15 protein-coding genes are annotated in these 11,383 nt (G+C 71.1%); 9 read left to right on the top strand and 6 right to left on the bottom strand.

Annotated features, from left to right (window positions below; all coding sequences use genetic code 11):
• The 6 genes from ACE3O1_RS12395 to ACE3O1_RS12370 all read left to right on the top strand — a co-directional run.
• Positions 1–111: response regulator transcription factor (locus ACE3O1_RS12395; protein WP_374315480.1), on the top strand; the 111-nt coding region annotated here is incomplete at its 5' end.
• A gap of 138 nt (positions 112–249) precedes the next feature.
• The gene (locus ACE3O1_RS12390) at positions 250–630 is read left to right on the top strand and encodes a hypothetical protein (RefSeq protein WP_374315478.1); all 381 of its coding nucleotides are present in this window, start codon (positions 250–252) and stop codon (positions 628–630) included.
• Positions 555–1,595: an NAD(P)H-dependent flavin oxidoreductase gene (locus ACE3O1_RS12385; RefSeq protein WP_374315476.1), complete on the top strand. Its 1,041-nt coding sequence runs from the start codon at positions 555–557 to the stop codon at positions 1,593–1,595. The genes ACE3O1_RS12390 and ACE3O1_RS12385 overlap by 76 nt, the downstream gene beginning before the upstream one ends.
• Before the next feature lie 118 nt (positions 1,596–1,713).
• Positions 1,714–2,520 carry an amino acid ABC transporter substrate-binding protein gene (locus ACE3O1_RS12380; RefSeq protein ID WP_374315474.1) on the top strand — a complete coding sequence of 269 codons (807 nt, stop codon included), beginning with the start codon at positions 1,714–1,716 and terminating at the stop codon, positions 2,518–2,520.
• Between the two features lie 69 nt (positions 2,521–2,589).
• On the top strand, positions 2,590–3,258 hold the full coding sequence (locus tag ACE3O1_RS12375; protein ID WP_374315472.1) for an amino acid ABC transporter permease: 669 nt from the start codon (positions 2,590–2,592) through the stop codon (positions 3,256–3,258).
• Positions 3,245–4,060, top strand: coding sequence for an amino acid ABC transporter ATP-binding protein (locus ACE3O1_RS12370; protein ID WP_374315470.1), 816 nt, complete (start codon positions 3,245–3,247; stop codon positions 4,058–4,060). The genes ACE3O1_RS12375 and ACE3O1_RS12370 overlap by 14 nt, the downstream gene beginning before the upstream one ends.
• 125 nt (positions 4,061–4,185) lie before the next feature.
• Here ACE3O1_RS12370 and ACE3O1_RS12365 read toward each other — a convergent pair whose 3' ends face one another.
• Complete coding sequence (locus ACE3O1_RS12365) at positions 4,186–4,461, bottom strand: acylphosphatase (protein ID WP_374315468.1); 276 nt, start codon at positions 4,459–4,461, stop codon at positions 4,186–4,188.
• Between the two features lie 58 nt (positions 4,462–4,519).
• On the opposite strand from ACE3O1_RS12365, the gene ACE3O1_RS12360 reads away from it, so the two are divergent.
• Entirely contained in the window at positions 4,520–4,873 is a 354-nt protein-coding gene (locus tag ACE3O1_RS12360) for an iron chaperone (RefSeq protein WP_374315466.1), read from the top strand.
• A gap of 13 nt (positions 4,874–4,886) precedes the next feature.
• Here the strand turns inward: ACE3O1_RS12360 and ACE3O1_RS12355 are convergent, their stop codons facing one another.
• Complete coding sequence (locus ACE3O1_RS12355) at positions 4,887–5,546, bottom strand: LysE/ArgO family amino acid transporter (RefSeq protein ID WP_374315464.1); 660 nt, start codon at positions 5,544–5,546, stop codon at positions 4,887–4,889.
• A gap of 71 nt (positions 5,547–5,617) precedes the next feature.
• Here ACE3O1_RS12355 and ACE3O1_RS12350 point away from each other — a divergent pair, with 71 nt between their 5' ends.
• A complete protein-coding gene (locus tag ACE3O1_RS12350; RefSeq protein ID WP_374315462.1) occupies positions 5,618–6,508 on the top strand; it encodes a LysR family transcriptional regulator ArgP in 891 nt (296 codons plus the stop codon).
• Positions 6,509–6,532: 24 nt separating this feature from the next.
• Here the strand turns inward: ACE3O1_RS12350 and ACE3O1_RS12345 are convergent, their stop codons facing one another.
• The 3 genes from ACE3O1_RS12345 to ACE3O1_RS12335 all read right to left on the bottom strand — a co-directional run bounded on the left by ACE3O1_RS12345 (position 6,533) and on the right by ACE3O1_RS12335 (position 9,894).
• Positions 6,533–7,564, bottom strand: a complete 1,032-nt coding sequence (locus ACE3O1_RS12345; RefSeq protein ID WP_374315460.1) for an NADP-dependent oxidoreductase — start codon at positions 7,562–7,564, stop codon at positions 6,533–6,535.
• 117 nt (positions 7,565–7,681) lie between these two features.
• The gene (locus tag ACE3O1_RS12340) at positions 7,682–8,149 is read right to left on the bottom strand and encodes a MarR family winged helix-turn-helix transcriptional regulator (protein WP_374315458.1); all 468 of its coding nucleotides are present in this window, start codon (positions 8,147–8,149) and stop codon (positions 7,682–7,684) included.
• An 11-nt stretch (positions 8,150–8,160) separates the two neighbouring features.
• The gene (locus tag ACE3O1_RS12335) at positions 8,161–9,894 is read right to left on the bottom strand and encodes an MDR family MFS transporter (protein WP_374315456.1); all 1,734 of its coding nucleotides are present in this window, start codon (positions 9,892–9,894) and stop codon (positions 8,161–8,163) included.
• Positions 9,895–10,029: 135 nt separating this feature from the next.
• Between ACE3O1_RS12335 and ACE3O1_RS12330 the strand changes: the two genes are divergently transcribed.
• On the top strand, positions 10,030–10,533 hold the full coding sequence (locus ACE3O1_RS12330; RefSeq protein WP_374315454.1) for a 2'-5' RNA ligase family protein: 504 nt from the start codon (positions 10,030–10,032) through the stop codon (positions 10,531–10,533).
• 10 nt (positions 10,534–10,543) lie between these two features.
• Here the strand turns inward: ACE3O1_RS12330 and ACE3O1_RS12325 are convergent, their stop codons facing one another.
• On the bottom strand, positions 10,544–11,203 hold the full coding sequence (locus ACE3O1_RS12325; RefSeq protein ID WP_374315452.1) for a YqaJ viral recombinase family protein: 660 nt from the start codon (positions 11,201–11,203) through the stop codon (positions 10,544–10,546).
• Positions 11,204–11,383 lie beyond the last annotated feature (180 nt).

The following is an 11,383-nucleotide window of genomic DNA, read 5'->3' as shown; positions in this document are numbered from 1 at the left end:
ACGCTCAGCGAGAAGACCGTCGCTCGTCACCTCGCCAACATCTACGGCAAGCTCGGCCTCTCTTCGCGAGCGGCGGCGACGGCCTATGCCTACGAGAACGGGCTCATCTGACCCGGCGCGGCATCCGCACCGCCACGCCTGCATATGCAGGCGGGAGCCCGTCTGCATAGTTCTGCCCATCGGGGCATGCCCCCAAGATGGGCGGTTCTGTCGAAGCGGCCGACCTGGCGTGGTTCGTAGCGTTGCCTCGTGGACATCCCCCTCATCGCCGGCACGCTGGCCACCGTGGTCTTCGCGGTGAGCAACCTGCCGATGCTGCGCAAGGCGCTGCGCACCCGCGATGTGTCCTCGTACAGCCTGCTGAGCATGGTGATGATCAACGGTGCCAACGCCGTCTACTCGCTCTACGTGTTCACGCTCCCGGTCGGTCCGGTCTGGGGCCTTCACACCTTCTACGTGGTCTCGTGCGCGATCATGCTCGCGCTGTGCCTGCGTCAGCGCCGGTCCGCGGCGCGAGAGCGCCGGGAGGAGACGGTCCGGAGTAGCGTCGAGGAGTGGCGTCTGTTGACCAGCTCTTCGGAATCGACCGTCCCGTCGTCCTCGGACCCTTCGGCGGGCTCTCCTCGGTAGACCTCACGGCGGCCGTCAGCGACCTCGGCGGACTCGGGTCCTACGGGCTCTACGGCTACACCCCCGAGCGCATCCACGAGACGATCGCGCGGCTGCGCGCGGCGACCGGCCGCCCTTTCGCCGTCAACCTCTGGCTGCCGGTGGGCGACGAGGTGCAGCCGGCGGATGTCGACCTCGGCTCGGCGCTCGCGGCGATGGCGCCGCTGTACGAGGCGGCGGGCGTGGCCACTCCTTCGCCGCCGGAGCGCTTCCTGCCCGACGTCGGTGAGCAGCTCGACGCCGTGATCGAGGCGGCGCCGGCCGTGCTGAGCGTCGTGTTCGGGGTGCCCGGCGCCGAGCTGATCGAGCGGGCGCGAGAGCGCGGCATCCGCGTCATCGGCACCGCCACCACGGTCGCGGAGGCGCGCGCCCTGGAAGAGGGCGGGGTGGACGCCGTGGTCGCGACGGGCTCGGAGGCGGGCGGCCACCGGGTGTCGTTCCTGCGTCGTGCCGAGGACTCGCTCGTGGGCACCTTCGCGCTCGTGCCGCAGGTGGTGGACGCCGTCGATGTGCCCGTCATCGCCGCAGGCGGCATCGCCGATCGTCGCGGCGTCGCGGCCGCCCTCGCGCTCGGAGCGTCCGGCGTGCAGGTGGGGACGGCGTTCCTGCGCGCGCGCGAGTCGGCGGCGACGGCGGGGCACCGCGCAGCCATCGAGGCTGCGGCCGAGACCGGCACCGTGCTCACCCGTGCCATGAGTGGACGGCTGGCACGCGGCATCCCGAACCGCGCCATGCGCGAGCTCGAGACGGCCGGCGTCATCGCGCCCTTCCCGGCGCAGAACTGGGCGACAGGCGTCTTCCGCGCGGCGGCGTCCGCCCAGGGCGATGCCGAGCTGGTGTCGCTGTGGGCCGGTCAGGCCGCGGCGCTGGCGACCCGCGATCGCGCCGCCGACGTGTTCGCCGAGCTGGCGGCGGGGCTGCCCTGAGGTGCAACGACAGGTAACGCGATGGCATGGAATCCATCACGGCGTGTTGTAATTGAAGGGCCCTGGACGCACGACGTCCTTCTGAGGGCTTCCCCTTCACCCCACCAGGAACATCGCCATGCCACGCCGCAGTATCACCGCCATCGTCCTCGCCGCCTCCGCCGTCCTCGCCCTCTCGGCGTGCAGCTCGGCGTCCCCTGAGCCCGCAGACTCCGCCGCCGGCGGCAGCGACTACGGCCTCGTCACCGAGGGCACCCTGACGGTCGCCACGGAGGGCACTTACCGCCCCTTCAGCTACCACGACGAGAGCGGCGAGCTGGTCGGCTTCGACGTCGAGATCGCCGAGGCGGTCGCCGACAAGCTGGGACTCGAGGTCAGCTTCCAGGAGACCCAGTGGGACGCGATCTTCGCGGGACTGGATGCCGGTCGCTTCGACGTCATCGGAAACCAGGTGTCGATCAACCCGGAGCGCGAGGAGAAGTACCTCTTCAGCGAGCCTTACACCGTCTCGCCCGGCGTCATCGTCGTGAAGGAGGACGACGACTCGATCTCGAGCTTCGACGACCTCGCCGGCAAGACGACCGCGCAGTCGCTCACGAGCAACTGGTACACCCTCGCGGAGGAGAGCGGCGCGCAGGTCGAAGCAGTCGAGGGCTGGGCGCAGGCCGTCGCACTCCTCGAGCAGGGTCGCGTCGACGCCACCGTCAACGACAGCCTGACGTTCCTCGACTACGAGAACTCGGAAGGTCCCACCGGTCTGAAGATCGCCGCCGAGACCGAGGACCCGAGCCTCAGCGCCTTCGCCTTCACGAAGGACAAGGAAGCGCTCGTCGAGGCGATCGATGCCGCGCTCGCCGAGCTCCGCGAGGAGGGCGTGCTCGCCGAGATCAGCGAGAAGTACTTCGGCGACGACGTCACCCAGTAGACCCTGAGCCGCCGCTCGCCCTAGCGTGGGCGGGCGGCGGTTTCGTCTGCCCGGAAGGGAGGAGCGCCCATGGATGGCAGCACCTGGCAGTTGCTGGTCGACTCGTTCTGGCCCCTGCTGCTCGCCGCGATCACCGGAACCATTCCGCTCGCGCTCGCGTCGATGGCCTTCGGCCTCGTCATCGCGGTGATCGTGGCGCTGATGAGGCTCTCGCGCAACCGCGTCCTGTCGGCGATCGCGCGCGTCTACATCTCGGCGATCCGGGGCACGCCGCTGCTCGTGCAGCTGTTCGTGATCTTCTACGGGATGCCGTCGGTGGGCGTCGTCATCGACCCCTGGCCCGCGGCCATCATCGCGTTCTCCCTCAACGTCGGCGGGTACGCCGCCGAGATCGTCCGTGCGGCGATCCTGTCGGTGCCCAAGGGACAGTGGGAGGCGGCGCACACCGTCGGCTTCTCGCAGACCCAGACCCTCACCCGGGTGGTGCTGCCTCAGGCGGCGCGGGTGTCGGTGCCGCCGCTGTCGAACACCTTCATCTCGCTGGTCAAGGACACGTCGCTCGCCTCGACGATCCTCGTCACCGAGATGTTCCGCAAGGCGCAGCAGATCGCCGCGTTCTCGTTCGAGGTGCTGCCGATATATCTCGAGGCCGCCCTCATCTACTGGCTCATCTGCCTCGTGCTCTCCTCGGGGCAGAACGCGATCGAACGGAGGCTCGACCGCTATGTCGCCCATTGATCCGCACGACGACGCCCTTGCGCCGCCCGCGCCCGCCGACGACGCACCCCTGCTGACCGTCTCGGGACTGACCAAGACGTTCGGCGAGAACCGAGTGCTCGACGGCGTCGACCTGGAGGTCCGTCGCGGCGAGGTCGTCGTGCTCATCGGCCCCAGCGGATCGGGCAAGACGACCGTGCTGCGCTCGCTCAACGGCCTGGAGACGCCGGAGTACGGCGTCGTCTCGTTCTCGAGCGGGCCGCGGGTGGATTTCGCGAAGCCCGTGTCGAAGGCGGAGCGCATCGCGCTGCGCGACCAGTCCGCGATGGTGTTCCAGCACCACAACCTGTTCCCGCATCGCACCGTGCTCCAGAACGTCACCGAGGGGCCGATCAACGCGCACGGGGTGCCGAAGGCCGAGGCCGTCGCCCGGGCGGAGGCTCTGCTCGAGCGCGTGGGCTTGGCGGAGAAGCGCGACGCGTACCCGTTCGAGCTGTCCGGCGGGCAGCAGCAGCGCGTCGGGATCGTGCGCGCCCTCGCGCTCCAGCCGGCTCTCCTGCTGTTCGACGAGCCGACGAGCGCCCTCGACTCCGAGCTGGTCGGCGAGGTGCTCCTCGTGCTGAAGGAGCTCGCCGACGAGGGGTGGACGATGCTCATCGTCACGCACGAGCTCGCCTTCGCCCGCCAGGTCGCCGACGAGGTGCTGTTCTTCGACCAGGGCGTCGTGGTCGAGCGCGGCGCGCCGAAGGAGCTCTTCACCGCCCCGAAGAACGAGCGCACCCGACGCTTCATCGACCGGCTGCTGCGCCCCTTCGAGGACTGAGCCGGCCGGCGGACGCTCACCGGCTCACACGGGCGTTCCCGGGCCCGCAGATCAGCCGAGGAGCGGCATCCGACCCGACGAAGCGAGCGGATGCCTCGACCCGACGAAGCGGGCGGATGCCCCGATCAGGCCGAGGCGCGGACGTCGAAGCCGCGTTCGCCGGAGGGCGCGGCATCCGTCACCGTCGCGGAGGTCACCCGCGAACCGGGCGGGCCCTCCGCCATCCAGGCGAGCACCTCGTCGACCTGCGCGTCGGTGCCCTCCACCTCGGCCTCGACGGAGCCGTCGCGGCGATTGCGCACCCAGCCGGCGACGCCCGCCTCCCGCGCGACCATGCGCATCGTGTAGCGGTAGCCGACTCCCTGCACCTCGCCGCGGACGAGGACGTGCACGCGCCTCATGCGTCCATCGTGCCCTGTGCGGGTGTCGCGCGGGAGCGCCGGATGCCAGGATTCGTGCATGGGAACCGTCGACGATCTCCTCGCGGGGCTCGATCCCGCCGACCGTGCGCCCGTTGAGCGTCTGTACGCCGTCGCGCGCGAGGTCGTGCCGGACGCGGAGCAGGGCCTCGGCTACGGGATGCCGGCGCTCGTGCACCGCGGCAAGCCGCTGATCTCGGTCATGCGGGCGAAGAAGCACATCGGCGTCTACCCGTTCAGCCCCGAGGCGGTGAGCGCGGTCGCGGACTCGCTGAGCGGCCACCCCGGGATCGGGATCGACAAGGGGACCATCCGGTTCCAGCCGGAGCATCCGCTGCCCGACGACGTCGTGCGCGCGCTCGTGCGCGCCCGCAGGGAGCAGATCGAGCGCTGACGTCGGGCCGGGGTCAGTGGGGGAGCACGAGGCTCACGCCGAGCGCGATCATCACGACCGCGATGATCGCGTCGAGGATGCGCCAGGCGCGCGGCGTCGACAGCCACCGGCCGAGGTACCGCGCACCGAAGGCGAGGCCGAAGAACCAGATCACGCTGGCGGCCATCGCCCCCGCGCCGAAGAGCCAGCGCTGGTCGCCGTGGGTGTTCGCGACCGTGCCGAGCAGGAACACCGTGTCGAGGTAGACGTGGGGATTGAGCCAGGTGAGGGCGAGGCAGGTGAGGACCACGGGCAGCAGGCGCGTCCGCGTCGCCGTCGCCGTGGCCGTGGAGCCCGCGGGTGCCCCGGCCGGGCCGGGTTGCGGCTCTTCGGCCTGGAGCGCGCGGTCCGACGGCCGCCACGCGCGACGAGCCGCGAGCAGGCCGTAGGTCACGAGGAAGGCGGCGCCCGCCCAGCGCACGGCGTCGACGAGCCAGGGCACGGCCTGCAGCACGAACCCGACGCCCGACACTCCCAGCGCGATGAGCAGGGCATCGGATGCCGCGCAGATCGCCGCGACGACGAACACGTGCTCCCGGCGCAGTCCCTCGCGCAGCACGAAGAGGTTCTGGGCGCCGATGGCGACGATCAGGGAGAGGCCGAGGCCGAAGCCGGCGACGAGAGGGGTGAGCACCCTTCGACGGTAGGGCGGAGCGCTGATTCAGTCCAGCTCATGATTCTTCACGTGCATTAGCCTTGCTTACTATGAGGATCCCGTTCGAGCTGGCCGAGACGGTCGCCGCCGTGGTGGACGAGGGCACGCTCGACGCGGCCGCCCGGCGACTGCACATCACTCCCTCTGCCGTGAGCCAGCGCATCAAGGCGCTCGAGGAGCAGCTCGGCCGGGTCGTCCTCGTGCGGTCCAAGCCCGCGCGCGCGACGGAAGCCGGCATCGCCGTCGTCCGGCTCGCGCGGCAGGCGGCGCTCCTCGAGCACGACACCGTTGCCGAGCTCGGCGCGGATGCGGGCGACGGAGCGCGCACGTCCGTGCCCCTCGCGGTGAACGCGGACTCGCTCGGAACGTGGTTCCTCGAGCCTCTCGCCCGGCTGTCGCAGCGGCATCCGGTCGCTTTCGATCTTCACCGCGACGACCAGGAGTTCACCGCCGGGCTCCTCGAGTCGGGCACCGTCATGGGCGCGGTGACCTCGCGAGCGACCCCTGTGGCGGGGTGCCGAGTGAGTGCCCTCGGCGCCATGCGCTACGAGGCCGTCGCCACACCGGGATTCGTCGAGCGCTGGCTCGCGGCCGGGGCGACCCCCGAAGCTCTGGCCGACGCGCCGGTCGTCGACTTCGATCGGCGCGACGATCTGCAGAACGAATGGCTCACGGCGATGGGGGTCCACGGCCGCCCGCCGAGGCACTTCGTCCCCGCCTCGAACGACTTCGCCACCGCCGTGCGCCTCGGCCTCGGGTGGGCGCTGCTGCCGACGTTCCAGTCGCAGGAGCCGCTCGCGCGCGGCGAACTCGTGCGGCTCGGCGGCCCGCCGGTCGACGTGCCCCTGTACTGGCAGCAGTGGAACCTGCGCTCGCCGCTGCTCGACGCGATCGCCGAGGAGATCGTCGCCGAGGGCCGCCGGGTGCTCGCCCCCGCCTGACCGCCGGCCGAGGCGGGGTCAGGGTCAGTCGTCGCTGACGCGCAGCACGAGTTTGCCGCGCGTGTGGCCGTCCTCGAGGTGACGGTGGGCGGATGCCGCGTCGGCCAGGTCGAACACGCGGTCGATGTAGACCTGCACCGCGCCCGAGTCGAGCAGGCGTCCGATGGTGGCGAGGGCGCCGCCGTCGGGGATCACCTTGTAGCTGGTCGCGCGCACCCCGGCCTCGGCCGCCGCGTCGCCGTAGCCGGGCCAGGAGCCCGTCGGCACGACGATGTAGAGCCCGCCCCGGCGGAGCACCCGCAGCGAGCGAGTGCCCACGTCTCCGCCGACGTTGCCCACGAGGTCGATGACGACGTCGACATCGGCGATGATCTCGTCGAAGCGGGTCGTGGTGTAGTCGATCACCACCGCCGCGCCGAGCTCGCGCAGCCAGGCGGCGTTCCGGCCGGACGCCGTCGCGGTGACGTGGGCGCCGAAGTACGCCGCGAACTGCACGGCGAAGTGGCCGACCCCGCCGCTGCCGGCGTGGATGAGGATCCGCTGCCCCTCGTGCGCGTGGGCGGTCTCGACGACCAGGCCCCACGCGGTCAGGGCCGCCAACGGCACGCCTGCGGCTTCGACGTGCGACAGCGAGGCGGGCTTGCGCGCGACCGAGAGCGAGGGGACGACGGCGTACTCGGCGTACGTGCCGCCCGAACGCGGGAAGGCGGCCATGCCGTACACCGGCGTTCCCGGGGCGAGGGGGTGGGACTCGTACGGACTCTTCACGACGATCCCGCTGAAGTCGAAGCCCAGCGTCGACGGGAAGGCCGGGATCTGCCCGGACACGCCCGCCCCCGCGCGGGTCTTCGCATCGATCGGATTGACGCCTGCGGCCACCACGCGCACGAGGAGCTCGCTGATCACGGGCGAGGGAACGGGGACGGATCCCGCGCGCAGCGCGTCGGCATCGCCCGGGCCGTCGAAGACGGCCGCCGTCATCACGGCGGGCGGGTCGGCGACGGCCACGCGCTCGGCGTCGGAGGTGGGGGCTGATCGCAGCGGCCGGAATCTCATCGGGCGCTCCTTCCGCGTGCACGTCGTCGTCGGCGGCATCGGTGCGCCGCGTGAGGCCAGTCAATCGCGGCAATGTCTCGCCCGTGTTACGCCGGTGCTACCGGACCGAGAAGCCCCTCAGCGGCCCGCCGGCGACTCGCCGGCGGTGAGCGCGTGCAGCAGGCGCGACAGGTTGCGGATGTCGTCGATCGGCCACTCCTCGAGCGCGTCGACGAGCGTGCGCTCCTGGGGTGCGCGTGCCGCGGCGAGACGCTCGAGCCCTGCCGGCGTCGGCGACAGCAGAGCGGACCGCCCGTCGTCGGGGTCGGGGGTGCGCTCGATGAGGCCGAGCTGCTCGAGCTCGCGCACCGCGCGGCTGATCTGACCCTTGTCGGCCGCGAGCGTCTCGGCCAGTGCGGAGAGCGTGATCGACTCGCGGCGCACGATCGTCGTGAACACCTTGTAGGCACCGGGCAGCATACCGGGGCTGACCCGGTGGGCGTTCTCGGCGATGACGCGCCGGAACCGGTTGATCAGCTCCCCGAACTCCGCCTCGAGGGCGCGCACCGCCTCGGTGCGCGCCTCTCGGGTGTCGTCGGTGGTCATCGTCATCGACATTAGCGGCGGGCGGATGCCTCGGCCGCCGTGGCGTGGTCCTCCGGGCGGCTGGGGGCGGCGGCCTCCGGTACTCGAACGGTGCCGGTCGCGTCGAGCGCGGCCATCCCCTCGGAGGTCGAGACGGTCGCGAGGTCGGCCTCGAGCGCCTCCGCGCGCTCCGTCGTGGTCATGCGGGTGAGCGGCTTGTTCGGCAGGAAGATGATCGCGATGAGGCTGATCACGGCCAGCGGCACCGCGATCAGGAACGAGTGCGCGATCGCCTGGGCGTAGATGTCCTCGACGATCACGCGGATCGACTCCGGCAGGGCCGACACCTGCGGGATGGTGCCCGACTGCAGCTGCTCGCCGATGGCGACGCCCTTCTCGCCGAGCGTCATGAGGGCCGCGCCGATGTCGTCCTTGCGGTCGGTGAAGAGGCTCGTCGCGGAGGCGGCGAGCGTCGCACCCATGACCGACACGCCGATCGTTCCGCCGAGGCTGCGGAAGAACGTCACTCCGGAGCTCGCGACGCCGATCTCGCTCGGCTCAGCCGTGTTCTGGACGATGAGCACGAGATTCTGCATCGTCATGCCGACGCCCGCCCCGAGCAGGAACATATACACCGAGACGAGGACGAAGTTCGTGTCGTAGTGGATCGTCGAGAGCAGGTACGAGCCCGCGATCAGCAGGACGCCGCCGACGATGAGGTAGGGCTTCCAGAATCCGTGGCGCGTCACCAGCCCGCCGATCACGATGGAGGCGAGCAGGAGTCCCGCGATCATCGGGATCGTCATGAGGCCGGCCTCGGTCGGCGTCGCCCCGCGGGCCAGCTGCATGTACTGGCTGAGGAAGACGGAGGTGCCGAACATCGCGATGCCGATCGAGATCGACGCGATCACGGCGAGGGTGAAGGTGCGGTTGCGGAACATCGTGAGCGGCACGAGCGGCTCCTTCGAGCGCAGCTCGACGACGATGAACAGCACCGTCGCCAGCAGCGCGCCGCCGACCATCAGGACGGTCTCGGTGCTCCACCAGTCGTAGTCCGCGCCCGCGCCCGTCACCCAGATGAGGAGGAGCGAGACGGCGGTGGACAGCAGCACGATGCCGACGTAGTCGATGCGCGCCTTCCGCTTCGGGCGGGCGGGCAGGTGGAGCGTCCGCTGCATGATGAAGAGGGCGGCGACGGCGAACGGGAGCGCGATGAAGAAGTTCCAGCGCCAGTCGATCGTGTCGGTGATGAACCCGCCGAGCAGCGGACCGCCGACGGTGGCGACGGCCATCACGGCGCCGAAGAGGCCCATGTAGCGGCCCCGCTCGCGGGGGCTGATGATGTCGGCCATGATGACCTGGCTGAGCGCGGCGAGACCGCCCGCGCCGATTCCCTGCACGGCGCGGAAGGCGATGAGGGTGCCGGGGTCCTGCGAGAACCCGGCCGCCGCGGTCGCGAGGACGAAGATCACGATCGCGAGCTGGATGAGCAGCTTCCGGTTGAACAGGTCGGCGAGCTTGCCCCAGATGGGGGTGGAGATGGCAGTCGTCAGCAGGGTCGCCGTGACCACCCACGTGAACGCCGCCTGGTCGCCGCCCAGGTCGTGGACGATGACGGGCAGCGAGGTGGAGACGACGGTTGACGCGAGCATCGACACGAACATGCCCAGCAAGAGGCCGGTGAGCGCCTGGAGCACGCGGCGGTGCCGGCGCTTCTCGTCGGCGATGTCGGCGACCGAGCCGGTCGCGGTGGCGGTGGTGGCCATGAGGGTCCTTCGAGGAGTGGGGTCGGCGCGGCAACGGCGACAGGAGATCATTGACATGAGTCAACAGTTGATGAAGATCAACTATATAAGAATCGTTGATTCACGTCAACTAGTGGGTGGTGCGAGGATGGGCGGATGTTCAGCGTCGAGCTGGTTCCGGATGCTGCGACCGAGCGCGTCGTCCGTGAAGACTGGGAACGGCTCCGGATCGCCGGGCTGCCGAGCGCCGGCCGGAACCCGTCGCCGAGCAACCGGCCGCACGTCACCGTCGCCGTCCGGGACGACCTGGACGTCGGCGCGCTCGCCGGCGAAGCGCAGCTGCTGCCTCTGCCGCTCGAGCTGGGCGGAATCGTTCTCTTCCGTCATGCGGCCCGCGTCGTCGTCGCACGGCAGGTGATCGTGACCGCGGAGCTCCTCCGCTTCCACGCCGCCGTCGCGGAGCGACTCGGACCGCCGGCGCCTCGCTACGCCACCACCGCCACCGGGCGCTGGACACCCCATGTCACGCTCGCGCGCTCGGTGCCTGCCGAACGCCTGTCCGAGGTCATGGCGGCGGTCGACGCTCCCCACGTCCTCGGCGAGGCGACCGGGCTGCGCGTCTGGGACGCCGGGGCCAAGGCCATCACGACCCTGCGCTGACGGCGCGAAATCAGTCGGCGAGGGCGAGGGCGCGGAAGGGCTGCCGCGGCGCGCTGGGCTGCGGCATCCGCTCGGGGGGCACCTGCCCCTTCGTCGTGCGATGGTAGAGCTCGTCGATCAGGGCGGTCGCCAGCCGGACCAGCCGGGCGATCTCCGCGTCGTCGCGGTCGACCCACGCACAGCGGGGTTCGTCGCCGACGGGCACGAAGGCGTCGTGCTGCTCCCATGCGACGAGCGTGCGCTCGGCGCCGAGCACGTGCTGCTGCCACCACACCTGACGCAGATAGGAGCGGGGGATGCTGCGCCACGACTTGTTCGTGGTCTTGATCTCGGCCAGCACGACGCGCCCGGCGGCGTCGACCGCGATGCCGTCGGGCGTCGCAAGATGACGCTTCTCGACAACCGCGTGGAAGAGCGCCGACGACGGCTGGATGCCGTGGGTCGCCGCGACCCAGGCCGCGATCTCGGGCTCGCGCGCGCGGCCGTGCGCTGTGAACGCGTTGCCGGAGAACCCCGAGCCCATCAGCTTGGCGTCGGCGGCGCGAGGGATCGCCCTCTCGGACGTGAGGGTCGCGACATCCGTCGCGGTGATTCCCCGCGAGCGCGCCCGCACCCACGCCACGCGATCGCGGGAGTCCGCGACGATACGGGCGGCGAGTTCGGGGGTCACCTCTCGAGGCTACGCCGCCGCCGCGACATCCGCCGCCACGACCCGCGCCTTCCGCGCCGCCGAACCGCGCCTTCCGCCCGTGTGACCCGAGGGTCTCAGGCGTGACGGTCGAGGAATGCGTAGACCTCGTTGTCGTCGACGCCGGGGAACGCCCCGCGGGGGAGCGGCGAGAACATCTGC

This window comes from Microbacterium sp. (genome assembly GCF_041909575.1).
In the GTDB taxonomy this organism is placed as follows: Bacteria; Actinomycetota; Actinomycetes; order Actinomycetales; family Microbacteriaceae; genus Microbacterium.
Note: the sequence above shows the minus strand (reverse complement) of the source record. Positions and strands in the feature narration are given on the sequence as shown.

Bases quoted from the DNA above. Each gene is read 5' to 3' on its own strand.
- ACE3O1_RS12380 (WP_374315474.1), top strand. From the start codon at position 1,714: ATGCCACGCCGCAGTATCACCGCCATCGTCCTCGCCGCCTCCGCCGTC.
- ACE3O1_RS12375 (WP_374315472.1), top strand. From the start codon at position 2,590: ATGGATGGCAGCACCTGGCAGTTGCTGGTCGACTCGTTCTGGCCCCTG.
- ACE3O1_RS12370 (WP_374315470.1), top strand. From the start codon at position 3,245: ATGTCGCCCATTGATCCGCACGACGACGCCCTTGCGCCGCCCGCGCCC.
- ACE3O1_RS12365 (WP_374315468.1), bottom strand. From the start codon at position 4,461: ATGAGGCGCGTGCACGTCCTCGTCCGCGGCGAGGTGCAGGGAGTCGGC.
- ACE3O1_RS12360 (WP_374315466.1), top strand. From the start codon at position 4,520: ATGGGAACCGTCGACGATCTCCTCGCGGGGCTCGATCCCGCCGACCGT.
- ACE3O1_RS12350 (WP_374315462.1), top strand. From the start codon at position 5,618: ATGAGGATCCCGTTCGAGCTGGCCGAGACGGTCGCCGCCGTGGTGGAC.
- ACE3O1_RS12345 (WP_374315460.1), bottom strand. From the start codon at position 7,564: ATGAGATTCCGGCCGCTGCGATCAGCCCCCACCTCCGACGCCGAGCGC.
- ACE3O1_RS12340 (WP_374315458.1), bottom strand. From the start codon at position 8,149: ATGACCACCGACGACACCCGAGAGGCGCGCACCGAGGCGGTGCGCGCC.
- ACE3O1_RS12335 (WP_374315456.1), bottom strand. From the start codon at position 9,894: ATGGCCACCACCGCCACCGCGACCGGCTCGGTCGCCGACATCGCCGAC.
- ACE3O1_RS12330 (WP_374315454.1), top strand. From the start codon at position 10,030: ATGTTCAGCGTCGAGCTGGTTCCGGATGCTGCGACCGAGCGCGTCGTC.